This window comes from Nocardia sp. NPDC059154 (assembly GCF_042755705.1).
Taxonomy (GTDB): domain Bacteria; phylum Actinomycetota; class Actinomycetes; order Mycobacteriales; family Mycobacteriaceae; genus Nocardia.
Window position 1 is genome coordinate 1 of record NZ_JBHZCS010000107.1, and the last position, 23681, is coordinate 23681.

Below are 23681 nucleotides of genomic sequence, written 5' to 3' on the forward strand. Positions count from 1 at the left end.
CCAAGAATCCCTTGCACCTGGTGACCTGCCCTCGACGCGCGTAGCGGGCCTGCGTGTCGTAGGGAGAAACGATCGCCACCGACGAGGGCGGCAGACCGCCGTCCTCGTCGGTGCGCCAGCGCAGGCGGCCCTTCTCGTCGCGGTAGTAGTTCTGTAGAACGATCTGTCGCAGGACCTGGGCCTGGGGACCGGACAGGTAGTGCGGGCCGTGCTCTCGCAGGTGCTCGAGCAGCCGGCCGGCGTCCTCGCCGGCGGTGAGGATCCTGGTCTTGGGCCGAGTTGGGTTCTTGCCCAAGCGAACTGGACGGCCGTAGCGGCGGCCCCACTCCTCCTCGACCAGGCCGGTCAGCAGGTGCGGAGCGATGCGGGCGAGCTCTTCGAGTGCGGCGCGGACGGCCTCGGTGACCAGTTCGAGCCGGGTCAGGTCGCGCACCGCGGCCAGGACGTGGGTGGAGTCGGTGCGCGCAGTGGTGCGTTCGCGCACCAGCCCGGCCTCGGTAAGCCGGGCCAGCGCGAGATCGAGCAGCCGGTCGGCGCGGTCACCGTCGGCGAGCCGATCACGGAAATCGCTGAGCACACTGTGATGGAAGCCCGGGGTCATCCAACTCCAGACCGAGCGCGTACTTGAAGTCGATGCGACAACGCACAGCCTCGCCCCGCCTGCCGGTCGGACAGGTCCAGCACATACTGCAGCACGCACACGGTGACCAGCTGAGCCGGGGACAGACCGGGCCGCCCATCGCGCGGATACCAGTCGGCGAAATCCTCATTGCTCCACAGGCTTTCGAGCCGGTCGCGTATCCACATCGCCGTGGTGCCGTGGGGATTACTGGCGCGGGCCACCCGCACCGTCAGCGGCGGAACCGTCTTGGCCGGTCCGGGTCCGAGTGACATTCACTTGATCCTTCGAGGACGCAGTGCTTTTCGCGCCTCGCAGTGTGGCAGCACGCCAGCCGCGACATGCCGAATTCCAAGATCACCGACAGAGTCAAATCTCCGACGCGGGATACTAGTGGGTGCGCCCGTTAGTTCGTCGGGGGTTACGCGGCGAGCGGGAGGGGTGTGGCCAGGTCGTGGCGGCCGAGCCGGTGTAGCAGGTCGTTGAGGTCGTCGCGGGTGAAGGTCCAGTCGAATGGTCGGGCGGTGGCGTTGTAGTGGTCCTGGAAGGCGAGTAGTCGGTTGGTGACGGCGTCGAGGTCGGCGAAATCGTCGGGGGACAGCGCTTTTCGTTGCACGACGGAGAAGTAGACCTCGACCTGGTTCAGCCAGGAGGCGTGCGCCGGTAGGTGCGCCATGTGCGCGTTGGGGTAGGCGTCGTTGAGTCGTTTCGCCGCGGCCCAGTTGCGGTGGGAGGCGGCCGTTGTCGACGATCCAGAACACGCGCCGTGCGCTGGCGTAGGGTTCGGTGGTCATGACCTGCGCGGTGAGCCGACCGAAGGGTTCGATACCGGTGGTCGGCTCGCAGCGGCCGATGACGTGGGCGCGGTGCACGTCATAGGCGGCGAAATAGGCCAGCGTGCCGCCACGCTGGTATTCGGACTCGACCCGCATCGGCCGCCGGGCGGCGGGATGGAGGCTGCGGCGGACGCGGCGACGTGCCTGGACACCGGGTTTCTCATCAGCGCTGAGCACGTAGTCGTCGTCGCCGAGTGGTTCGTCGTCCCAGACGCGGGAATACAAGTCCAGTGCCCGGACGGCCTTGAGCGCGAAGTACGGGTCGCGGGGGAAGATCCATGAGCGGTGTTGCCAGGGTTTGATCGCATCGGTGGACAGGATCCGCCGCACGGTCGATGCCGAGATCTGATCGGTGACCCCGCGTGCGGTTACCTCCCGGGCCAGCTCAGGGCAGCTGCTCCACCGGGTCAGTGGCAGCCCGGTCCGGGCCGGTATTTCGCAAGCCAGGGCTTTGACCTCGGCGACCTGCTCGGCGGTGAATGTTCGTGGCCGGCCGCTGCGAGGTCGATCGGTCAATCCATCGATTCCTTTGCTGCAGAATCGTTTCCGCCATTTTCTGGCGGTGTCGGCGTTGATGCCGAGGGCACAGGCGATACCGGTGTTCGATTCCCCGTCCGCGGCTGCGAGCACGATCCGTGCCCGCAGCACCCTTCGATACTGCACCGAGGACCGGCGGGTGATCGCTTCCAATACCGACCGCTGCGCAGCGGTCAGAACGACAACATACGGGCTGCGCGGCGGCACAACGATATTCCCTTGTCTCTCAACACGATTACATACCCCGGACACTCTGCCGGGCTGGTCACGCCGAGCCGAGTAGCCACGCCGCAGGCCCCACCGTGGCAGGGTGAGGTCCATGGCCACACCGCCGGAATCAACCAAGACCTCACTGCGGCAACGACTGGCCGCCCATGCCGCGCAACGCTGGCCGCAACTGGCCGCAGTCCACGTCCGCTACCACGGCGCCTTCGCCTACGTCGCCGGGGAATTCGCCGACGGCACCCGTCTGCCGCTGATGCGGCTGCGCTACACCGGATACGCCACAACCTGGGGATTCGCCATCTACCTCGCCAGCCGAGAAGGCTACGAGGACTCCATCCTGCCCAACGGCCGCCCCTCCGGCACCCCCGCCGAAACCCTCGACTGCGCCTGCGGCCTCTACCTCAACGACCCCACCGCCTGGCAACCCCCGACGAACTAACGGGCGCACCCACTAGTCTGTCTCGAAGTGAGTTTGATGAAACCTGTTGTTGGACGCACTAGCCGACTACGAGGTGTAGATGTCGAATTCGTCCAGCAGTGTTTCGTCCTGCAGCAGTTCGGCGCGTGTCCGGGTGCCCCTCTTCAGTGCCACTGCGGTGGACAGGGTTTGCACCAAGGAGATGAAGGCTGACAGCGATCGCAGGATCGTGACGCCGTTGGTGTCGACGAAGAAGGTCACTTCCGCTGCTCCCGCCAGCGGAGAAGCAGCATCGTCGGTCAGCGCAATGGTTCTCAGGCCGTGCTGGCGTGCATACCGCAGTGCGCGAACGGTGTCAGCGGTATAGCGCCGGATGGAGATGGCAACAAAGACGTCGTCGCTCCTGATATCGCGGAGATCGTCGACCAACCCGCCCAAGGCCGGTGCGACAAGCCGCACTTCGGGACGCACCATGTGCAGAAGGTAGGCCATCATCTGGGCCACGCTGAGGCACTTCCTCAGGCCGATGATGTGTACGCGAGGCGCTTCGGCCAGCAGGGTGACCGCTCGGTCCCAGTCTGCGGGATCGATGCGGGCGTATGTGCGGGCGAGATTCTGCTGGTCGTGTTCCACTGCGGCGGTGAACAGTTCGGACTCGCCATGTTGCTCTGCGGCTTCGAAGCGCCGTACGAGATGCGCCTGTTCTGCGAGGTGCTCTCGACACAGCTTGACCAGCGCGGGATAGCCCGGCAGCCCGAGGCTGGTCGCGAAGCGCACGAGTGAGGACTGATGGACATCGGCCACGCGCGCGGTTTCACCGATCGAGCGGAGAGCAGTACCCTCCGCATCGGTGAGCAGCACCTTCGCGACTCGCTGCTGGCCCGGCGCGTAGGAGTCCATTTGATCTTGAAGGATGCCGCGCAACTCCGCGTAGGTTGCCGGGGGCTGGGTGGTGGCCGTGTTCCTCGAAGCCATGCACTCCATCATGCCACAAACGCAACTAAAGTTGCATATACGGGTCGTTGGAGAATTTCACGTCCCCGATTGTGCCTTCGGTGGCCGGGAAGAGCCGCCACAGTGCTGGTGCAGGCAAGTGCGCGATGGCTGCTGAGCGGACTGACGAGCATCAGCGCGTTTCGACAGCGGAGCCCACCTCCCCTCGGTTGTCGGCCGAGAGCGTAGTGCTGGACGTTGTTGTTGCGGAACATTGCCATGAGTTCGGGGGATGCAGCCGTGCGCGGAGGCGAGGGTGTCGAGGTCTGAGCCGAGCGGTGGCTGCGGCGAACCGGACGTGTGGTGTGGGTCCGTGCCGCACGGCGGTCGTGGGCCGGCGGCGTCATCGTCGAGCCGTTGGCGCGAATGAGGGTCTGTGGGCGGAACCGCTGCGGTGCGGTGGGCGAAACCGCTGACGGTCAGCAGCAACAGCGCTGCACCGGGGATCACCCCGGCCAGTGCCCAACCAGCTCGCGGTCCGAGTGTTTCGACGATGATGCCGACCACGGGTCCGCCGAGTGCGGCGCTGCCTGTCTCTGCCATGTTGTAGATGCCCGTGACCTGACCTCGGTGTCGACGTCCGGCGTTGAGTTGGGCATAGGAGTTCGTTCCGGTGAACAGTGTCGTGCTTACTGCTCCGATCAGTACCAGCGCGCCGGCCAGGTCCCACAACGGCGGTATCACCGCTGCGAGGAGCAAGACGGCAGACAGTGCGTATCCGGTCAGCACGAGCATCGGGAATTCGGGCTTCTTGCGGCCCGCGGCGGCGAGCGCCCCGCATGCCGAACCGAGCGCGATGCTCGATGCCAGTACTGAATAGCCGGTAGGGCCAGCGTGCAAGACGCGCGCTTGCGAGGTCAGAATGACAGGCAAGTTCAGCGCGAACATGCCGTAGATGGCGCACAGGGTCAAAGGACGCCATATCCCGGGTCGCGTCACCAGTGCACGCAAGCCGCCTTCGGCGGGCTCGTCGCGCTGGCAGGCGGACGGCTTCACGGCCGGGAACCGGCGCGGGTCGATGCGTGCGAGGGCCACGAGTGGGGCGATGTAGAGCACGGAGTTGAGGGTGAACGCCCAACCAGGACCTGCGGCGGCGAGCAGAATGCCGGACACGGCCGGCCCGGCGAAGTTGCCCAGGTAGTAGACCGAATAGTTCAGGCTGATCGCGCTGTGGATGTGGTCCGGCTCGACCATGTCGGTGATCATCGTCTGACGTACCGGGCGTTCGATGGCAACGATGGTGCCCGTCACAGCAGCCAGCAGCTGGACATGCCAGGCTGCGACGTGGTCGGTCAAGGTCAGTCCGGCCAGGATCGCGGCGGACATACTGGCCGTGGTTTGGGTGGTCTGCAGGATGCGGCGATTCGGGCAGTGGTCAGCGATCCATCCGCCGAGTAGGCCGAATACGAGTGTGGGGGCCCACTGGAGCGCCGTGGTGATACCGACCGCTGTGGCGCTTCCCGTAAGGGTCAGCACCAGCCAGTCCTGGGCGATGCGCTGGACCCAGGCTCCGGTCGTCACCACGGCTTGGCCGATCAGATACAGCCGGAAGTTCCTTGATTTCAGCGCTGCGTAGCCGCTGCGGCGGGGATGGGGGGAAGTGCTGTGGGCGTGACGATCTCGGCGTTGTTCTTCCGCCCTGGTCACGGTGATTTCCTCTTTCTGTCTGCTGCACGGAGCCGACCATGAAAAGGGGTCGGCTATCGGGAGGACAGCGCTGTCCGGAGGAGTCTCAGCCGCGACCTGGCCCGGATTGAGGTTTGGAGCGGCGGGTGTCTTGGATGCCACCGCCGTGTGGGACCTCGGGGCAAGGACACGGCGGCGGCGCGGCGCTACCGCGGCAACGCGGGTAGCGCGGGTCAAGGGCCGGAGTTCTTGCTACCTCCGGCGTTTCGTGGTCGGCACGCGAGCCGACCACAATGTTCGGGCTGTCGGGTTTCAAGGGCTGCTACCGGTCTGGCGGTCAGGGGATCATCCAGCTCCGTTCGCAGGGCAGCCGCGGTGGCCTCGCGGGACCGGCTTTGGTGAGGATGAAAGCTTGTGCGTTGGAGTGGGTTTGGTTGAAGGCGGCCACGAAGCGGTGTGCGGCGGAGCGGCAGGCTCGGTAGAACAGGTCGAGGCGTTCGCGGTTGATTTCGTGCCAGCGCACCAGCAGCGTCACGTCGCGGTCGACGTGACGGGCAGGCGGTGGGGACAACGTGATCATCGGCGTGCGGTGGGTGTCAGGGGTGGGGGGCGTGGAGGAGCAGGGCGGTGCCTTGTCCGCCGCCGCCGCAGACCGCGGCCGCGCCGGTGCCGCCGCCGCGGCGGCGGAGTTCGTGGGCCAGATGCAAGACGATGCGGGCCCCGGACATGCCGAGGGGGTGGCCGATGGCTATCGCGCCGCCGTTGACGTTCACCTTCGCCTCGTCGACGCCGAGTTCGCGCATCGAGGTGACCGCGACGGCGGCGAAGGCTTCGTTGATCTCGATCAGGTCCAGGTCTGTCGGTGCCAGTGATGCGCGAGCGCAAGCACGGGCGATCGCGTTGGCGGGTTGTCGTTGCAGGGTGGAGTCCGGTCCGGCGACCATACCGGCGGCACCGATCTCGGCGATCCAGCTCAGGCCCAGCTGTTCGGCCTTCGCCCTGGACATGACGACGAGCGCGGCCGCTCCGTCGGAGATCTGGGAAGCCGATGCGGCGGTGATGGTGCCGCCGGGCCGGAAAGCCGGTTGCAGGCGTGCCAGCGATTCGGCGGTGGTGTCGGCGCGGATGCCCTCGTCTTCGGTGACCACGATCAGGTCGCCCTGACGCTGCGGGACGGTGACCGGGACGACTTCGTCGTCGAAGTGGCCGTTCTTCGAGGCCGCGGCGGCGCGGTGGTGGGAGGCTGCGGCGTAGGCGTCCTGTTCGGCGCGGGTGACCGGCCAGGGTTCGCTCTCGTTCTGCCAGTCGGTCAGCGCACCCATGGCCTGGTCGGTGAACACGTCGTGCAGGCCGTCGTAGGCCAGGTGGTCGCGGACGGTGACGTCACCGTATTTGTATCCGGTGCGCGAGTGTTGCAGCAGGTGCGGGGCCTGTGACATCGATTCCTGGCCGCCGGCGATGACCACGTCGGCGTCGCCGGTGCGCACGAGCTGGTCGGCGAGGATGATCGCGTCGATTCCCGACAGGCAGACCTTGTTGACCGTCAGCGCGGGCACGGTCATGGGGATGTCGGCGGCGAACGCGGCTTGGCGGGCGGGGATCTGCCCGGCACCGGCGGTCAGCACCTGGCCTATGATCACGTGATCGACAAGGCGCGCGTCGATGCCCGCCTTGTCCAAGGCCGCGGCGATCGCGATACCGCCCAGAGCCGATCCGGAGAAGTCCTTCAATGCTCCCTGTAGACGTCCCACAGGCGTGCGGGCGCCGGCAACGATTACCGACGAAACGGTCATGATCTTCGATCCTTATCTTGGTGATGCTGGCGAAATCGGTGGTGGCTGTCCTGCTTGGGCCACCACGGATCGCGCAGGCGACAGCACTGCGGTGCTGTCGGGACGGCAGTGGGGTTCATCTGCCGCTGAACTGCGGCGTTCGTCGGTCGAGTAGTGCGTGTACGGCCTCGGTGTGATCGTCGGTCTGGTGAATCACTGCCTGAAGGGCCGCTGATAACTCGAGGAGGCTGTCGAGACTCTGATGCTGGCCTTCGCGCAGGAGCCGCTTGGTCATCCGCAGGGCATGGGGTGGATTGACTGCGATCCGGGCGGCGAGTTCGTGGGCTGCGGACAGAAGGTTCTCGGGGTCGACCACCGCGCAGACCAGCCCCCAGTCGAGCGCGGTCTGGGCATCGATCGCCTCCCCGGTGAATGCCATCTCGCTGGCTCGCGCCATGCCGATGACTCGTGGCAGCAGCCATGCGCCGCCGTCACCGGGGATGATGCCGACTTTGATGAAGCTTTCGGCGAAGCTCGCGGTGGTCGCGGCGATCCGCAGATCACACATTGCGGCCAGATCACATCCGGCTCCGATGGCAGGCCCGTTCACCGCGGCGATGGTCGGGATCTCGCAGTGATACAAGGCTTTCGGGATCCGCTGGATCCCGTGCCGATACCCTTGGCGCAGTTCTGCGGGAGAGCCTCCGAACATGCCTCGCTTGTCACGCATGTCCTTGACGTTGCCGCCGGAGGAAAACGCTGTGCCCGCGCCGGTGAGAATGGCCACCCGCACGCTCGGATCGCGGTTCGCTTGCAGGACAGCGGTTTCGAGGGCGTCGATGGTGTCCTCGTCGGAAATGGGATTGCGCACGGCAGGGTTGTTGAGGGTCCAGACGACGATGTCGCCGGCCCGATCGATGAGCAGTGGGTCGGTCATGAGAGTGCTCCGGCGGTGGGCTCGGCGAGGACGATCCGCACATCCACCGGGACCAGGCCGGCGGAGGATGCGATGACGGGGTTGAAGTCGAGTTCGCCGATCTCCGGGTGCGCTGCGATGAGATCACCCACCCGGACCAGGAACTGCGCCAGGGCGGCGCGGTCGACTACCGGCAGGTTGCGGTAGCCGTCGAGCATGCGCGATGCGATGGTCTCGGCGATCATTTCGTGAGCTTCGAGGTCGGTGAACGGGGCTGCGCGGAAGGTCACGTCGCGAAGTGCCTCGACCATCACCCCGCCGCTGCCGAACGCGACGATCGGTCCGAAAACCGGATCCTGGGTGGCACCGACGAGCAACTCGATGCCCTTTTCGGCCATCGGGGTCACCACGACACCGTGAATCTGTGCACCGGCAACATTCGCGGTGACCGAGTCGACGATCGCTTGCATCTGCGCTCGCACGGTGTCGGCCACGACATTGAGCTGCACACCACCGGCATCGGACTTGTGAACCACTTGCGGGGACACCACCTTGAGCGCGCATGGCCGCCCGTATCCGATGACCGCGGCTTCAGCCTCGTCGGCTGTGCGCGCGAATGTCCATTCGCCGATGTCGATCCCGGCGGTCTCGACCAGGGTGCGTGCGCGCGGCTCGTCCAAGAGCCCCGAGCCCTCGCCTACGGGCGGCTGCGAGGACGGAACGGCCAGCGAAGACCGCTGTGGCGCTGTCGCCAGCCGCCGGCCTCTGGCATCGAGCGCGGCGACGATCCGCACCACATGGTCGATCGAGTTGATCACCGCGACCCCGCCGGCCCGCAGCCGGTCGTGACTGGATACGGACTGCGCGGCGTAGCAGCTCTGGATCAGCAAAGGCACCTCACGGGCGGCGCTCAGCGCCAGAAGCCTGGTGGCGGTGGCGTCTTCGGCGTCTTCCAGGCTGGGGTCGAAGCGCAGGTAGTAGCCACCGAACAAGCCCACGATCAGGACCAATCCGACGGCGGGATCGCTGCTCAGCGCGTCGAAGGCGTCCGCGAAGACCAGCGGATCGGCGTCTGTGGCACCGGCGACATCGACCGGATTGACAACGGCTGCAGCTCCGCCCAGTAGCTCACGCAACTTCTGCTGTGTTGCGGTGCTGATCTGGGCGAGTTCGATTCCGCGCGCGGACAAGGCGTCCGCGGCCAATGTCGCGTGGCCACCGCCATCGGACAGGATCGCCACCTTGCGGCCGGGCGCGATCGGCGCCGTGGTCGCCAATGTCCCTGCCACGATTGCCAATTCGTCGGAGCGATCGACCAGTTCGACCCCGGCCTGCCGCAGCACCGCAGTGGCGACGGCGTCAGATCCAGCGACTGATCCGGTGTGCGACAACGCGGTCCGCTGGCCGACTTCCGAGCGACCTCCGCGCAGCATGACCACTGGTTTGTCGATGACGGCACGTGCCGCTGCGGTGAGGAACGCACGGCCGTCGCTGAGTCCTTCCGAATGCACGGCGACCGCGCCGGTACCGCTGTGGCGGGCCAGCTCGGTGACACATTCGTCGTAGCGGACATCGGCCTGGTTGCCCAGCCCCACGTACGCGTGGAACCCGGGTCCGCTCAGCGCCCGGTTGTCGTTGACCAGCGACAGCAGCATGTTGCCGCTCTGGGTGATGACGCTGATCGGCCCGTTGGGCACATCGTGCAAACCGACCAGGTTCGCGCCGGTGGAGACGTTGAGAATTCCGGAGGTGTTCGGGCCGATGACCCGTACTCCGGTATCGGCGATAGCGGCCCTCAGGGCTGCCTCGAGCTCGGCACCGCGCTCGCCGATTTCCTTGAAGCCGTTGGCCAGCACTACTGCTCCGCTGATCCCGACTGCGGCGCATCGTCGGAGAACATCGGGTACTGCCGCGCCGGGCAGTGCGATCAGTGCGACGTCGATACCGTAGGGCAGATCATCCACCGAGGTGACCACCTCGAGTCCGAGGATCTCTGTGGCCGTCGGGTTGACCGGGTACACCGGGTATCGGTAACCGGCTTGCTGGAGCGCGCGTATGGCCTGGAACCCGCGTTTGGTGGGGTTGGTGGAGGCGCCGACGATCGCGATCGACCGCGGGTCGAGCAGCCGCTCGAGCGGCGTGCGTTCGGCAACGGAGGCGGCCGTCGGGGCAGGAATCGAGGTAGTCGACATCTCTACTTCCCCTGGAAGATCGGCGCTCGGCGCTCGGCGAAGGCGGCGACACCTTCGGCCCAGTCGTGGGTAGCCATCAAGTCGAGAAGTTCTTTCGGCTCGGTCTCCAGCACGACATCGAGCGGGTCGTTGCGGCGCAGGGCGGCTTTCATCCGGGCCAGCGACAGTGGTGCCTTCGTCGCCAGCGCGTCAGCGAGGGTGTTCGCGGCCTGCAGCAGTTCCTCGGCCGGTACTGCCGAATGAGCCAGACCCCAGTCGCTGGCCTGGCTACCCGTGAAGCGGTCACCGAGGATCAACAGGTCGGCGGCTCGACGCAGGCCGACCAGGCGCGGAAGGCGATGGGTGACCCCGCCTCCGACGAAAGTGCCGATGCTGACTTCGGGAAACCCCATTTGTGCATCTCGAGCGATGACGAGGAAATCGGCGCTGACGGCTATTTCCGCGCCGGCACCGAGGGCATATCCGTTGACCGCCGCGATGACCGGCGTGCTCATGGTCTGGATCTGCTCGCACGCGAGCTGGCCGAGTTCAAGGTACTGCGCCTGGTCTTCCCGGCTGCGGGTACCGGCTTTGTGAGCCTTGAGATCGGCGCCGACACAGAAGGCGCGCCCGGTGCCGGTGAGCACAACCGCGCGGATCTCCGGATCGTTGTCTGCCTCGGCCAGGTTCTTGATCAGCTCGCGGTACAGCTCTTCGCTGACGGCGTTCAGGCGCTCGGGCCTGTTCAAGGCCAGCGTGATGGTCGGGCCTGTCCGGGTGGCAAGGATGGTGGTCATCGGCTCATGTCTCCTGGTGTCGATCTGTGTTTCTGCGCGGGTCAACGCCCGGCCTGCGTAGCTGACAGGCCCGGCGCGTCGTGCCCCGCGGCCCGCCGGTCGATTGGTCTCTTCATGCCTTCATGGAACCGCAACCCGACCCCGAACGCAAGTAAAATTGCATAAACAGCTCCCTATGCAACTCAAATGTTGCGTCGTAGATGTGGGCCACGAGGGGCCGAGGTGATCCACCATTCGTCCGAGATCCACCTGCAGTCCCGATCGGCCACCCGCAAACGCGGGTTGACCACCCGTGCGATGGCGGTTGCCGGCGCAAGATGGGTGACGATTCGGGCGCCGCGGGATGCGCCGAACGCCGCGAACCAGCAACAGCGCGCCCGCGGTGCGGTGAGTCCGCAATCGCCGACGGGCGGCCGATTGCGACTCACCACATGCCGGACATGTGAATACCGTTGCGCCCGAAGTGGTCTGAATTGCCGAGCACCCGGACGTTCACCCCGGTCGCCGCCGACACCCATCGTGCCGGATCGTGTCGGCTCGGTTGCACCCCATCCGATCAAATGGTTGCGTCAACAGTCGGACGCGCAATCATGGTTGCATTCCCGGTTGGTTTGTAGTTACATGTGTCACACACCACGTCCGCATGACCGGAACGACACGACCCTCAACGGTCGCAACGGGCTGGCCCGCAGGCACAAGCTGCGCTCCGGTCGAGTCCAGGCTCGACTGCTATTCCCAATGATGAACATCAAGGCTGGATTCACTCATGACATCCAATTCTCCCGCCAGCACGGCGACCCGAAAATTCCATATCCGGGCCGACCGACGCAGCGGCACACGAGCCTGACGGCGGTGACACGGCCGACTCTTCGGCCGTACCAAATAGGCGACGTTCCGGTGGCTCGCATGGCCTTCAGGCGCAGCCAGAAACGGACCGGACGCAACAGTAGTCGGCGGCGAAATCTCCGTGCGGTAGGTACACCGCATCTTTGAATCAACTCGCCACCTGTCATTGCCCACCGTTATTCGACCAATTGTGGGCATAGTATTCGAGGAGCACGATCAATGTCCGTGACCGACCAATCTGGTTCACAATCCGCGGCGACACCGCCGATCTCCTCCCCGCGACGCAATTTCCGCATCATCGTCGGGGCCATGTTCTTCATTCAGATCGTGGGTGGCTTCACCTCAGGGTTCTGGAGCCCGCTCGTGCCCGCGTGGAGCGACGCGATGCATATCGGAGTCGGCCAATACTCCTGGCTGAGCAGCATCAGCTTCCTTGCCCTGGTCGTGGCGGTCCCGGTGCTCTCGGCCCTGGGTGACCGGCACGGGCACCGAAAGCTGCTGAGCGTTGCGATATGGACGACCGCAGCCGCCATCGCGCTGCTCGTGGTGGCACCCTCCTTCGGAGTCGCCCTGGTCGGCATGTGCCTGTGGGGGGCGCAGGGCATCTGGATGGCCATGCTGATCGCGCTGATCCGCGATACCGAATCGGGCGAACGCGCCAATCGCGGCATCGCCATGCTGGCCACCGGCGTGACCACCGGCCAGCTCATCGGAAGCGTGATCGCCGGACCGTGTCTGTCTCTGATCGGCAGTGTCCGGGTGACGGTGGCCATCCTGGCCGTCGCGTGCGTTGCCGCTGGAGTCGTCGCGATGGCGCTGCTTCCTGAATCGGCCACCCGCAGGGCCCGCTCGATCGACTGGATCGGGGTATTGGGCTTGTCGGTCGGACTGGTGTCGCTGCTGCTGGGCGTGATGAACGCCAACAAGGCCGGGTGGACCTCGGTCAGCACCCTGACCGGCGTGACCTGCGGCCTGGTGGTCCTGGCCGCGTGGGTCGCCTGGGAGCGCCACACGCCCGCGCCACTGGTGAACCTCGCAGTCCTGAGCAGCAAGGCGATGTGGCCGGCGATGGTGGCCGCGGTCACGTTCGGGCTGATGGTGTGGATACCCAAGACCCCGCTCGTGTTCTTCCTCGCCGCGAAACCGCAGTCGGTCGGTTACGGCTTGGGGTTCACCGCTACCGCCATCTCGGTGGTTCTGATCTGCTTCTACCTGGCGCAGATCAGCGGATCGTCCCTGTGCGCCCTGCTCACCAGCAAGATCGGGCCCCGCGGAGTGATTTTCGCCGGAATCGGCTGCGGCACAACGGGGACCGCAGGTATGGCGTTGCTAGCGTACTCGAGCTCGATGGCGGGGGCGGCGTGGCTGATCACCGTCAGCTTCATGGTGCTCGGGCTCGGTTGCGGGCTGCTACTGGGCAGCATGTACGCCTACGTCTCCGAGGCCGCTCCCGCCGACCAGGTCGGTGTCATCTCCGGAACCTACAACACGGTTCGAGGCGTCGGAGGCACCGTCGGCGGTGCCGCAGCTGCGGCTCTGCTCAGCGCCTTCACCCCGGAGCACTCCACCGCCTCGACGGTCACCGGTTACGCGGTCGTCTGGTTCGCCTGCGCCGCCGCGGGCGTGGTCACCCTGCTGCTCATGTTCGCGGCGTGGTCACGGCGCGGCGTACACGTCGCGTTCCCTGCCGCGGTGGTGAGCGAGGAAGTGTGATGACCGCCGCCACCGCGAATCCCACCGTTGACCACGTCCGATCCCGCCTGACACCGGTCGCACCGGCCGGTACCCGGCGACGACACGACAACGAGATCGCGGCTGACCCGCTAGACCCGGTACCCGCTCCGCCTGTGCCCCACAGGCACCACAACGAAGAGGAAGAACCTGCTATGGCCAACAAATTCGACCTATTGGTCCGCAACGCGCACGTGATCGACGCCGACGGCGAACAGGGCATCGCCGACATCGGCATCACCGGAGGCCTGATCGCCGCCGTCGAACCCAGCCTGGCCGGCGGTGCCACGACCGAGCTCGACGTCAACGGCTCGGTGGTCCTGCCCGGGGTGGTCGACAGCCACGCGCATCTGCCCGAAAACAGCGACCCGCACGGACGCACCCCCGCGCACCATCGGCTGGCCCGGGCTGGGGTCACCACCGCGGTGGACTTCTCCGACTTCCGCAGCGTGCTCAATCAATGGCACGCCTCAGCCGCCGGTCTGACCGTGCTGGGCCTGCAATCGATTCCCGTCTTCGACGACAATGCTAGCTCGGCACTCGTTCGGGCCAACGTCGAGAAGTCGATTCACGAGGGCGCGATCGGGATCAAGCTGATGGGCGGGCATAGGCCCAACTCCTCGGACATCTCGGGCACCGCCATCGCCGAGGGTACCGACGCAGGCTGCTATGTCGCCTTCCATGCAGGTACCAAATCGCATGGCAGCAACCTCGACGGCATGCGTGAGGCGCTCGAACTCGCCGAAGGTCGCCCCCTGCACCTGGCACACACCAACGCCTACCTGCGAGGCGCAGTGACCGACATCATCGAGGAGAACAACATCGCTCTGGCCCTGTTGCGGGAGCACCCCCGAGCCATCAGCGAATCACACCTGGGCTCCTTCAACTGGTGCGGCGGCGAACTCGACGGTGACCAGTTCGTCGACCACGTCACCCGCAATTGCCTGCGGCTGGGGGGATACTCCACCGACCGCGACGGTCTCATCGAGGCCTTCGCCGATGGCTACGCCTTCGCGCTGCATGAGCAGGCCGAGCAGGCATTGCCGGTCACCGGGGACGCCGGACGCGCGCTGTGGGACGATCACGAGAATTCGCTGTGCTTCCCAGTCAACGGCCGCTTGACCGGATTCATCCAAACCTGTGCTCGCCGAACCCCTGACGGGTCCCTCCGTTACGACGGTGACGGCGAATTCGCCGTCGAGGCACTCAGTTCCGACGGCGGCACCTGGCGCAACGTCATCCTCGACCAGGGCCTCGCCCTGGTTCACCTGGGCGCTCTGAGCTTGGCGCAGCTGGCCGACAAGACCAGTCGCGCCCCGGCCAAGATGTTCGGGCTGTGGAACAAGGGCAAGATCGCACCCGGATACGACGCCGACCTCGTCGCCGTCGACACCACCCGGCGGGTAGCACGGCTGACCATCGCGGCAGGACAGGTGATCTTCGACGGCCACACGGTCACCGGCACCGGCGGCACGATCGTCACCACCGAGCACGGCGTCGACGCGGTGAAGTCCCGCAACATCCCGTGCCAGGTCGTCGACCTGAAACGCAGCACATTCCTCACGAAGGGAACTGATGCCGCCGCCCCCGTGAATGCCTGAGAGAATCCGTGGCCGAAATTCCGGCAGAGTTATCGACCACGCCGGAAACTATCCCACCACTTTCCTCTCACCCAGACCCCGCGTTGATGCGAACGTGAGGCCGCCGACCAAGTAATACCCCGACGATACGGGTGCCCTCCAAAACCCCGGCTCAGGACACCCGGATCGTCTCCACGAAGTGGACAGCCTCAGAGACGCGACCGCAGACGGGCGAACCCCGAAGACACCTCTCTGACATCGGCTCATCTTTCCACCCCCCGGCACTGAACAAACGGGCACTGAATGGTGCCCGCGGACACGTGCGCCGAAAATCCGTTCGACACAGAATTCAAGAATTGGCATGCACGCGATGTCATCGATGAATCGAATAGCCGAATCTCATCGGCGATGACCGAGCCAGTTGCGATTGATCGACGCTCGCGCCAATTCGACCGATACATTTCAGGAGTTTCCCGTGACTACTACAACCCTTCGAGGTGTTGCCGCCGTGACAGTCGGCCTCAGCTCGTTGATCATCTCCGGGGGGATGGCCGCCGTACCGGCGCACGCCGACACCGCGTTCGCCCTGCCCGACGGCCAGAAACAAGGCCCCGACGGCGTGGTGATCACCCGCACCGGTGAGCACGCCACCATCTCGCCGTCACTGGCCGACAACGGCACCGGACGCACCGTATGGGTCTCGGGCAACACCGCCGCCGATGTCCCCAACACCCCCGAAACCAAACCCGGGCCGTGGAACGGGCCCAGCAACGCCCCGGGGACGAACAACTCCTCCACGCACGGTAGTTCGATCATTGATACCGGCTACATCGTGGGCTGCCAGGTCAATATCGGCTCCGACGCCATTTCCGCCGGTGTGTCCGGCAGCGTGAGCCTCACTGGCGGCAGCCTTGGCGGGTCGGTCGGTCTCAAGCTCGGCCCTGGGCAGGTGGCGTTCGTGGAGATCGACTCCAAGGACATCACCAAACCCGGTCACTACTCGGTCGAGTATCAGGACGCGGAGATTCAGATCCAGAACTGCGCCGGCTACGCCCAGGCCCGCGCCTACACCGTCGTTGAGATCGTCGGCGACCACTACTCCAAAACCACCCTCTACGGCCAGCCCTTCTCCATCGGCTGAGCAGCCGAAAACCTTTTCGCCCAACTACTTTCACGCGCAGGACCTACCATGAACCATTCCAGGACCACCGCCCGAGTGGCCAGCGTCGGCGCTGTCGCCGCCACCGCACTCACACTGTTCGCCACCCCGTCCGCCACCGCCGACACCGTAGTGGGACTGCCCGGGGCCGACCTGACCAAGACACTCTCCGACGGCACCGTCGTCCACATCTGGCTCGACGGGGAATCGGCCAACATCAATCCCTCCATGGGTGCAACGCCGTTGCATCGCAACGCCTGGGTCTCGGGCACCGGCCACGTCGAGATCACCGCCGGCAACACCGCCTCGACGACGGGGCTCATCTACCCCGGCTACGTCGTGGGCTGCCAGGTCGCCATCAATGGTGGTGGCGTCAACGGCGGCCCCACCGCCGGAGTCACCGTCGGCTCCAACGGCAGCGTCACCCCGTCGCTGTCGGGCAACGCCGGTGCCAACCTCAGCCTCGGCCCTGGCCAGGCGCAGTCGTTCTACATCCTCGACCGCGAGAAGCCCGACGGGTTCGGCGCCGATTCCCACAAGAAATACAACTCCTTCACCAGCGGAAGCGGCTCGGTGGCCTGGGCCGATGAGACGATCGGCCTCAACGGCTGCGCCGGCTACGCCCAGGCCCGCGCGTTCGTGTCGGTGCAGATCGAGACCGACACGATCATCAGCTGGGTCACCATCTGGGGCGAACCCTTCAGCATCGGCTGACACTGCTCGCGACCTACCGGCCGCCGTCGAGCACGTTGGTGCTGACCACGATCTCTCCGGCCGGCCCCACGTACTCATGCATGACCAGGAATGCAGGCATCGCCACCCATGAACGTTCTCGTCCTCCTCACCGCGCCCCTCATGGCGTTCTACTGCGGGGCTGCATGGTTGACCAGCGGTGCCCGCAGTACCCCACTCGCCGAGCGTGCCTCACGTGCTCACAGACGGTGGCGAGCGATCCTCGCCACCAAACCATCCGTAGCAACGCCAAGTGCCCAACAGCGAGGCCGCGCTCTTCGGCAGCGGCGCCCAGGGCGAAACCGATTCAGTACCAGCAGTTTCCAGCTGAAAAAGGAGAAATATCGATGCACCGAATTGGAGTGATCGGTGGCGGCACCATGGGTGCCGGCATCGCCGAGGTCGCCGCCCGCGCAGGAGGTGACGTCCTCGTCCTCGAACGCGACACCGACACCGCCTACGCTGCGCGCGCCCGCATCGCGAAGTCCATCACCCGTGCGGTGGAGGCCGGCAAGCTCGACCCCGACGCCGCCGACGCCGCAGCGGACAGGATCGCTCTCACCACCGACATCGACGACTTCGCCGACCGCGAACTGGTCATCGAGGCCGCACCCGAAATCGAAGACCTCAAAGTCGAGTTCTTCACCAAACTCGACACCATCGTCACCCCCGAGGCGATCCTGGCCACCAACACCTCCTCCATTCCCGTGATCCGAATCGCCAACGCCACCGCCCACCCGGGACGCGTGGTCGGCGTCCACTTCTTCAACCCGGTTCCGGTGCTGCCGCTTGTCGAGATCGTCGCCACTCTCAAGACCGATCGTGCGGTCCTCGAGACAGTCACCGCCTACGCCCGCGGCACCCTGGGCAAACGCACCATCGAGTCCAAGGACCGGGCCGGGTTCGTCGTCAACGCCCTGCTGATCCCGTATCTGTGTGCGGCGATTCGCATGGCCGAGTCCGGGTTCGCCAGCGTCGCCGATATCGACGAGGGCATGACCACCGGCTGCGCACACCCCATGGGCCCGTTGCGTCTGGCCGACACCATCGGATTGGACGTCACCCTCGCCATCGCCGAATCCCTGCACGCGGAATTCCGCGAACGGCAGTACGTTCCTCCGCTTCTGTTGCGGCGCATGGTCGATGCCGGCTACCTGGGCCGCAAGACCGGACGCGGGTTCTACAGCTACTGACCGCACGCCCGAATCCGCTTTTCGCCCAACAGGGGCGCGGGCCGCGCCTCTTCGCCCCAGGCTTGCACTCGTCGGTTTCCTGCAACAGGCCGCGACAACCCACCCTAGCCACATGCATCGAGTTATGTTGACGGGCGGGCGGGGCCTGGCCGCCGCATTCACCAAGCCTTCCGCTTCATGCGCTTCGATCCCCGGCCGGGTATCGGCGGTCATTGCCTGCCCATCGACCCCATGTACCTGTCCTGGGCTGCACACAACCAAGGCCGTGGATCGCAGCTATCGACCTCGTCGCTCAGATCAACAAAGCCTGCCCTGCATATGTGGTCGCACCCCTCGAACAGCATCTCCAGCTCGGACAGGCGTTGCACCGCAGGCTCATCGGTCAGCAGTAGGGAGTACCCGGGCAGGAATTGAGTGTCACCGATGACGACTTTGCCGGCCGTTAGCTGACGCATCACCGTTGGATTCGCCCGGTGCAAGGCCCTGCTGATCCGATCGTTTCGCCAGTCGGTGAATAGGTTCCCGCCGAGGATCTGCGCCTGTGCACGCTCGGCCTTGTGAGGCTAGGTCGATCAGGCGGAGTGGCGATGTGCTCGGCGCGTGTGGATTTTGCTCGTAGACTGCGACCGGCTGGGTGATCGTTTTGCAGGTAGCCGCCTGGTGGACGGGGTAGTCTCGTGCTGGGGTGGATTGCGAGTGACCGATGGTGGACTCTGATCCCTTGAAGACGCAGCGTGATCTTGGTGTGGTCGCGGAGTTGAGTGCTGTCGGGTTGGAGGATGCCGAGGAGATCGGGCGGGGTGGTTTCGGCGTGGTGTACCGGTGTACCCAGCGGGGGTTGGATCGCACCGTGGCGGTGAAGTTGCTGACCTGCGAGCTCGAGGAGAATCGGGAGCGTTTCTTTCGAGAGCAACGCGCGATGGGCCGGCTGACGGGCCACCCGAACATTGTCGGGGTGCTCGAGGTCGGCGAAACCGACACCGCTCGGCCGTACCTGGTGATGCCTTACCATCCGCAGGGTTCATTGGACGCGCGGATCCGCCGCGACGGCCCGCTGTCGGTGGAGGACGTGCTCCGCCTTGGGGTGAAGATAGCCGGTGCGCTGGAAACGGCGCATCGGGCGGAGGTGCTGCACCGCGACGTCAAGCCCGCGAACATTCTGCTCACCGACTACGGTCCCGCATTGACCGACTTCGGCATCGCCCACCTGGCCGGGAGCTTCCGGACGGCGACCGGTGCGGTCACCGGCTCGCCGGCGTTCACCGCGCCCGAGGTCCTCGGCGGGGACTCACCCAGCCGCGCCTCGGACGTGTACGGGCTGGGCGCCACACTCTTTTGTGCGCTCACCGGTCACGCGGCATTCGAACGCCGCAGCGGTGAGCAGGTGGTGGCGCAGTTCCTGCGGATCACGACCCAGCCCGTTCCGGACCTGCGCGAGCGTGGAATCCCGGACGACGTGTGCGCCCTCATCGAGGCGGCGATGTCACGCGACGCGCGCGAACGCCCCGCGGCCGCAGTATTCGGCCAGCAGCTGCAGCGGATACAACAAGCCCACGGGTACGGAGTCGACGAAATGGCGCTACGCGCCGAACCGGGCAGCCAGCCCGCATCACCGGCGACGGCAGTGCCCGCGGCGGGGACCAGCATTCCCAGCCGCAGCAGCGTTGAGCTGCAGGGTAGTACGGGGAACTTGCCGCGGGAGTTGACCAGCTTTGTGGATCGGCGTAGCCAAGTGTCGGAAGTGAAGAACCTGCTGTCGGGATCGTGCCTGGTGACGCTGACCGGAATTGGTGGGGTCGGCAAGTCGCGACTCGCACTGCGGGTCGCCCACAAACTGGGGCGCAATTTCGCCGACGGCGTCTGGCTGATCGAGTTGGCCGAGCTGCGCGATCCGTCGTTGCTGGTCGATGTCGTGGCCGGCGCCTTAGGCGTGCGCCAGCAGGCCGGCAGACCGATGCTCGAGGTGCTGGTGGAATTCCTTTCCACCCGCGAGGCGCTCTTGTTGCTCGACAACTGCGAGCAGGTGATCGACGCGGTCGCGCAACTGGTCGAGTCGCTACTGCGGGCGTGCCCGCAGCTGCGGATTCTGGCTACGAGTCGCGAGGCCGTCGGCATCGGCGGGGAATCGGTGCTGCCGGTGCCGCCGCTACGGTTCCCGGACCCGGGAAGTGGGGCATCCCTGCACCAAGCAGCCGGCTACGACGCGGTGACGCTGTTCACGGAGCGAGCCGCTGCGGCGGTGCAAGGGTTCCAGCTGGCCGAGGACAACCGGGTCAGCGTGGCTGGGATCTGTGCACGGCTGGACGGGTTGCCGTTGGCGATCGAGCTGGCGGCGGCGCGGCTGCGCACGATGTCTACGGAGCAGATCCTGGTGAGGTTGACCGACCGGTTTGCCATGTTGACCCGCGGCAGTCGAGGTGCGCCGACACGGCAGCAAACGCTGGGCTGGTGCATCGGCTGGAGCTATGACCTGTGCACACCAACGGAACAGCGGTTGTGGGGTCGGCTGTCGGTATTCGCCGGAAGCTTCGAACTCGACGCCGCCGAGGACGTGTGCGGCAGCGACCTGACCGAGCCGGAATTCCTCGATGCCTTGTCCGCTCTGGTCGACAAGTCCATCCTGACCCGTGAGGAATCGGGCACCGCGGTGCGCTTCCGACAGCTCGAGACCGTGCAGGAATACGGCAAACAGAAAATCAAAGAAGCCGGCGAGTACGCCGTACTGTGTCGGCGTCATCGCGACTGGTACGAGCGGCTGGCGCTCGAAGCAGAGGCAGGCTGGTTCAGTCCGCGCCAGCTCGAATGGATCGCCCGGCTCAAGCACGAACTACCGAACCTGCGCAAGGCGATGGAGTTCAGCCGATCAGAGGCAGACGCAGCCGGGTTGCGGACCGCCGCGGCACTATACAGTTTCTGGGTTTCAAGTGGGCGGACCAGCGAGGGACGCCGCTGGTGCGACCGCATGCTTGCCAGTGCATCCGACGCGGCGTCGGCAGACCGAGCCAAGGCCCTCTTCGCGAGCAGCGTGTTCGCCACGGATCCGGGTGATCTTCCGGCCGTAACCGGGCGCGTGGCCGAGCTTCGCGCCCTTGCCGAGCAGACGCACGACCCGACGATTGCTGCCCAGCTCGCCTTCGCCGACGGATACGCTGCTCTGAGCAGTGGCGATCTAGCTCACGCGGGCACCCAGCTCAACGTCGCCGTCGAAGCATTCACCGCCCGCGGTGAGGTCTTATTCCAATCGGGGGCACTAAATTTACTCGGCTGGACTTATGCGCTACAGGGAGATATGGCGCCTTCCATGGCCTGCGGCGAAAGATTGCTGACTATCGCGGATTCGCACGGCGAGTTGATGTTTCGGGCGCGGGCACTGCGGACCATAGCGCTTGCCGTCTGGCAGATGGGTGACCGCGAGCGGGCGGAGCAGCTATTCGCGGAGGCTCTTCAGTCGGCTCGACGAGTGGTCGATCCGTTCGTCACCGGTCACTCTTTAGAGATGCTGGCCTGGATCGCGGCCGAGAAGCACGATGCCCGGCGCGCGGCCGTGTTGCTGGGCGCCGCGCTCGGGCTCCTTCAGGCGGCCGGCGGCTCCGCCATCGCGCGGTCGCCCCAATTGCTTGCCTACCGTGAAGAATGCGAACGCCGCAGCCGCGACGTACTCGGCAGGCGAGGATTCGAGTCCGCCTACCAGCAAGGGGCCGCCATGAATTTCGAGGCGGCAATCGACTTCGCGCTGGGTGAGCATCATCCAGCTGAGGCAGCAGTAGATCGCGGAGCAGAGAATTTGACCAAACGTGAGCGCGAAGTAGCCGACCTCGTCGCTGAGGGGTTGACCAACAAGGCAATCGCCAACCGGCTGGTGGTCTCCCAGCGCACAGCGCAAGGACACGTCGAGCGCATCCTCTCCAAACTGGGATTCACCTCACGGACACAGATCGCGGCCTGGGCTGCAGAACACTCCCGCGACACGCTCGCATGAGCGAATCGAGAGCCGCCTCTCACGACTCGTCGAACATGCATCGCGAACCCTCGGTATGCGCAGCCGAAGAATCGGGATACGCTCGCCAGGCCCATGTCACCGCATCCAACAAATTACGCTTCAACGCGCGCGCATCCCTTCGGTCACCGGCTCGTGGAAGCAGGGCCTGGCGAATCATCTGGATCAAACGCCAACGATTGACACCGAAGGTGACCAGTAGCTCATCAGCGGGGGCGCCGCCGAACGGAGCCCATCGAAACGCGAAATTGATCACCGACCTGGCGTCCGCATCCACCGAATTCCCTGACTCCAGGAAGTCGCATTGATTCAGCGACGACCTGACCCAATCTGGGCTCCAGGAAGCGTCCACAGTCACATGAGTCCTCGATTCGGGCCTCTCGGATCGGGCACAGCCCGGCGTTCCAGCCGGGCGGGGTGTCGTCTACCGCTTGCAGAGGTTGTGAAGACCGGGAACCGGTCATCGGCGGGTCCGGGTTCGAACCTCACTCGCACCGGCTGGTCGGATGGTGGTGGAGTCTCACCCCGATCGTGCTGTAGACCCAAGGCCCCTCATCGAGCTCGACAATCGCGATGATCGACGGCTCCCACTCCTCGAAACGTCTGTTGAGCGGCACACGATGCACCACCCTCCAGGACACGATCGACCCGTCGCCGGAGGACGGCACACGTTCCAGTGCCATCGAATGGCACGACGTACATGTGGTTGTCAGCGGCGCCAGGAGCGTGGCGCAGCTACTGCAACGCCGGATCATCAAGGACGTCTCACCGCCAGGCTCGACGGTGCTGGTGATCGGGTGTGGATTCTGTGGACTCATGCGAATCCTCGCGCGGATAATGCCTGCTCTGTCGTCCACAGCCTGCTTTGTGCTGGGCGCTACTTGTGACGGCCAACTGATCGAGGACATACCTGTTTTTGCCACGCGGCACAGGACTGGAGTTGGGCCGCGTCACTGTTTTATGATCCGGTCACAGTCGAGCAGGCTCTGGCTGGTTGCGACGACGCCACTCCACCGACGCGTCAAGTCTGTGTCGAATTCGATTGGTCGGTCGAACAGATCGCCGACGACGCATCCATGTGCGGGCGCGAGGACCAGGGCTGCGGCTAGATCGATGAGGCGGTGGGTGTCGCATGCAGCGTCGACGAACGCGTCGACGCTGTGCTGGCATACCAGAGCAGAATAGAAGGTCGAACAGCCCGTCACGCGCACGCGTGACAACCTGCTCGGTGAGCGCCCACCATTCTCGCTCGGTGTTACCTGGGTGTGGTCGAAGCAAACTGAGGACGGCGCCCGGGTGCTCGCCGAATTCGGAGACGCCCGCGGTGACGGTGCTCGCCGAAGTGGCTCTGGCGCGAACTCCGTGATGGCGCTGTTCGGCGTGTTGCCGCTGGATCCGGGCTGGGGTGGGTGAGGGTGTGAAGCGCTGACAGGTTTGGTGATGCGGCTCGAATGTTGTTGCCGCACTTGGATGATCTGGTCATCGTCGACGTTCGGCGGGATCGGAATGCCGTGACGATCGAAGCCGCCGTTG

At 65.7% G+C, this 23681-nt stretch carries 19 protein-coding genes and 3 pseudogenes; 8 read left to right on the forward strand and 14 right to left on the reverse strand.

Annotation, left to right across the window (positions count from 1 at the left end; all coding sequences use genetic code 11):
* The 4 genes and pseudogenes from ACFXN1_RS47610 to ACFXN1_RS47625 all read right to left on the reverse strand — a co-directional run.
* Positions 1 to 601, reverse strand: a pseudogene (locus ACFXN1_RS47610) (IS5/IS1182 family transposase); the annotation flags it as partial.
* Positions 598 to 894, reverse strand: a complete 297-nt coding sequence (locus ACFXN1_RS47615; RefSeq protein ID WP_379445949.1) for a hypothetical protein — start codon at positions 892 to 894, stop codon at positions 598 to 600. The pseudogene ACFXN1_RS47610 and the gene ACFXN1_RS47615, both read right to left, overlap by 4 nt.
* A 146-nt stretch (positions 895 to 1040) precedes the next feature.
* Positions 1041 to 1295: a hypothetical protein gene (locus ACFXN1_RS47620; protein WP_379445028.1), complete on the reverse strand. Its 255-nt coding sequence runs from the start codon at positions 1293 to 1295 to the stop codon at positions 1041 to 1043.
* A 124-nt stretch (positions 1296 to 1419) separates the two neighbouring features.
* A pseudogene (locus ACFXN1_RS47625) lies at positions 1420 to 2313 on the reverse strand (IS630 family transposase); the annotation flags it as partial.
* Between ACFXN1_RS47625 and ACFXN1_RS47630 the strand changes: the two are divergent.
* Entirely contained in the window at positions 2312 to 2656 is a 345-nt protein-coding gene (locus ACFXN1_RS47630; RefSeq protein WP_379445026.1) for a hypothetical protein, read from the forward strand. The pseudogene ACFXN1_RS47625 and the gene ACFXN1_RS47630 sit on opposite strands and share 2 nt — an antisense overlap.
* A gap of 66 nt (positions 2657 to 2722) precedes the next feature.
* Here ACFXN1_RS47630 and ACFXN1_RS47635 read toward each other — a convergent pair whose 3' ends face one another.
* The 7 genes from ACFXN1_RS47635 to ACFXN1_RS47665 all read right to left on the reverse strand — a co-directional run bounded on the left by ACFXN1_RS47635 (position 2723) and on the right by ACFXN1_RS47665 (position 10910).
* Entirely contained in the window at positions 2723 to 3610 is an 888-nt protein-coding gene (locus tag ACFXN1_RS47635) for a MurR/RpiR family transcriptional regulator (RefSeq protein ID WP_379445025.1), read from the reverse strand.
* Between the two features lie 57 nt (positions 3611 to 3667).
* Complete coding sequence (locus tag ACFXN1_RS47640) at positions 3668 to 5416, reverse strand: MFS transporter (RefSeq protein ID WP_379445024.1); 1749 nt, start codon at positions 5414 to 5416, stop codon at positions 3668 to 3670.
* 175 nt (positions 5417 to 5591) lie between these two features.
* Positions 5592 to 5834, reverse strand: coding sequence for a hypothetical protein (locus tag ACFXN1_RS47645; protein ID WP_379445022.1), 243 nt, complete (start codon positions 5832 to 5834; stop codon positions 5592 to 5594).
* 16 nt (positions 5835 to 5850) lie between these two features.
* Positions 5851 to 7047, reverse strand: coding sequence for an acetyl-CoA C-acetyltransferase (locus ACFXN1_RS47650; protein ID WP_379445021.1), 1197 nt, complete (start codon positions 7045 to 7047; stop codon positions 5851 to 5853).
* Between the two features lie 115 nt (positions 7048 to 7162).
* Positions 7163 to 7963 carry a crotonase/enoyl-CoA hydratase family protein gene (locus tag ACFXN1_RS47655; RefSeq protein ID WP_379445020.1) on the reverse strand — a complete coding sequence of 267 codons (801 nt, stop codon included), beginning with the start codon at positions 7961 to 7963 and terminating at the stop codon, positions 7163 to 7165.
* Complete coding sequence (locus ACFXN1_RS47660; protein ID WP_379445018.1) at positions 7960 to 10134, reverse strand: acetate--CoA ligase family protein; 2175 nt, start codon at positions 10132 to 10134, stop codon at positions 7960 to 7962. The genes ACFXN1_RS47655 and ACFXN1_RS47660 overlap by 4 nt, the downstream gene beginning before the upstream one ends.
* A 2-nt stretch (positions 10135 to 10136) precedes the next feature.
* Positions 10137 to 10910 (reverse strand): enoyl-CoA hydratase/isomerase family protein, encoded by a 774-nt coding sequence (locus ACFXN1_RS47665; RefSeq protein WP_379445017.1) that lies wholly within the window; start codon positions 10908 to 10910, stop codon positions 10137 to 10139.
* Between the two features lie 1065 nt (positions 10911 to 11975).
* Between ACFXN1_RS47665 and ACFXN1_RS47670 the strand changes: the two genes are divergently transcribed.
* The 7 genes from ACFXN1_RS47670 (at position 11976) to ACFXN1_RS47700 (ending at position 22130) form a co-directional block, all read left to right on the forward strand.
* Positions 11976 to 13469: an MFS transporter gene (locus ACFXN1_RS47670; RefSeq protein ID WP_379445015.1), complete on the forward strand. Its 1494-nt coding sequence runs from the start codon at positions 11976 to 11978 to the stop codon at positions 13467 to 13469.
* A gap of 173 nt (positions 13470 to 13642) precedes the next feature.
* Positions 13643 to 15088, forward strand: coding sequence for an amidohydrolase family protein (locus ACFXN1_RS47675; protein WP_379445014.1), 1446 nt, complete (start codon positions 13643 to 13645; stop codon positions 15086 to 15088).
* Between the two features lie 526 nt (positions 15089 to 15614).
* A complete protein-coding gene (locus ACFXN1_RS47680; RefSeq protein ID WP_379445027.1) occupies positions 15615 to 16208 on the forward strand; it encodes an MspA family porin in 594 nt (197 codons plus the stop codon).
* A gap of 48 nt (positions 16209 to 16256) precedes the next feature.
* Positions 16257 to 16940 carry an MspA family porin gene (locus ACFXN1_RS47685; protein ID WP_379445013.1) on the forward strand — a complete coding sequence of 228 codons (684 nt, stop codon included), beginning with the start codon at positions 16257 to 16259 and terminating at the stop codon, positions 16938 to 16940.
* 365 nt (positions 16941 to 17305) lie between these two features.
* The gene (locus tag ACFXN1_RS47690) at positions 17306 to 18151 is read left to right on the forward strand and encodes a 3-hydroxybutyryl-CoA dehydrogenase (RefSeq protein WP_379445011.1); all 846 of its coding nucleotides are present in this window, start codon (positions 17306 to 17308) and stop codon (positions 18149 to 18151) included.
* 177 nt (positions 18152 to 18328) lie between these two features.
* On the forward strand, positions 18329 to 18565 hold the full coding sequence (locus ACFXN1_RS47695) for a hypothetical protein (protein ID WP_379445010.1): 237 nt from the start codon (positions 18329 to 18331) through the stop codon (positions 18563 to 18565).
* Positions 18566 to 18854: 289 nt separating this feature from the next.
* Entirely contained in the window at positions 18855 to 22130 is a 3276-nt protein-coding gene (locus ACFXN1_RS47700; protein WP_379445009.1) for a protein kinase, read from the forward strand.
* 19 nt (positions 22131 to 22149) lie between these two features.
* Here ACFXN1_RS47700 and ACFXN1_RS47705 read toward each other — a convergent pair whose 3' ends face one another.
* The 3 genes and pseudogenes from ACFXN1_RS47705 to ACFXN1_RS47715 form a co-directional block, all read right to left on the reverse strand.
* A complete protein-coding gene (locus tag ACFXN1_RS47705; protein WP_379445008.1) occupies positions 22150 to 22425 on the reverse strand; it encodes a hypothetical protein in 276 nt (91 codons plus the stop codon).
* Between the two features lie 208 nt (positions 22426 to 22633).
* The gene (locus ACFXN1_RS47710; RefSeq protein ID WP_379464016.1) at positions 22634 to 23056 is read right to left on the reverse strand and encodes a Zn-ribbon domain-containing OB-fold protein; all 423 of its coding nucleotides are present in this window, start codon (positions 23054 to 23056) and stop codon (positions 22634 to 22636) included.
* 42 nt (positions 23057 to 23098) lie between these two features.
* Positions 23099 to 23681, reverse strand: a pseudogene (locus ACFXN1_RS47715) (hypothetical protein); the annotation flags it as partial.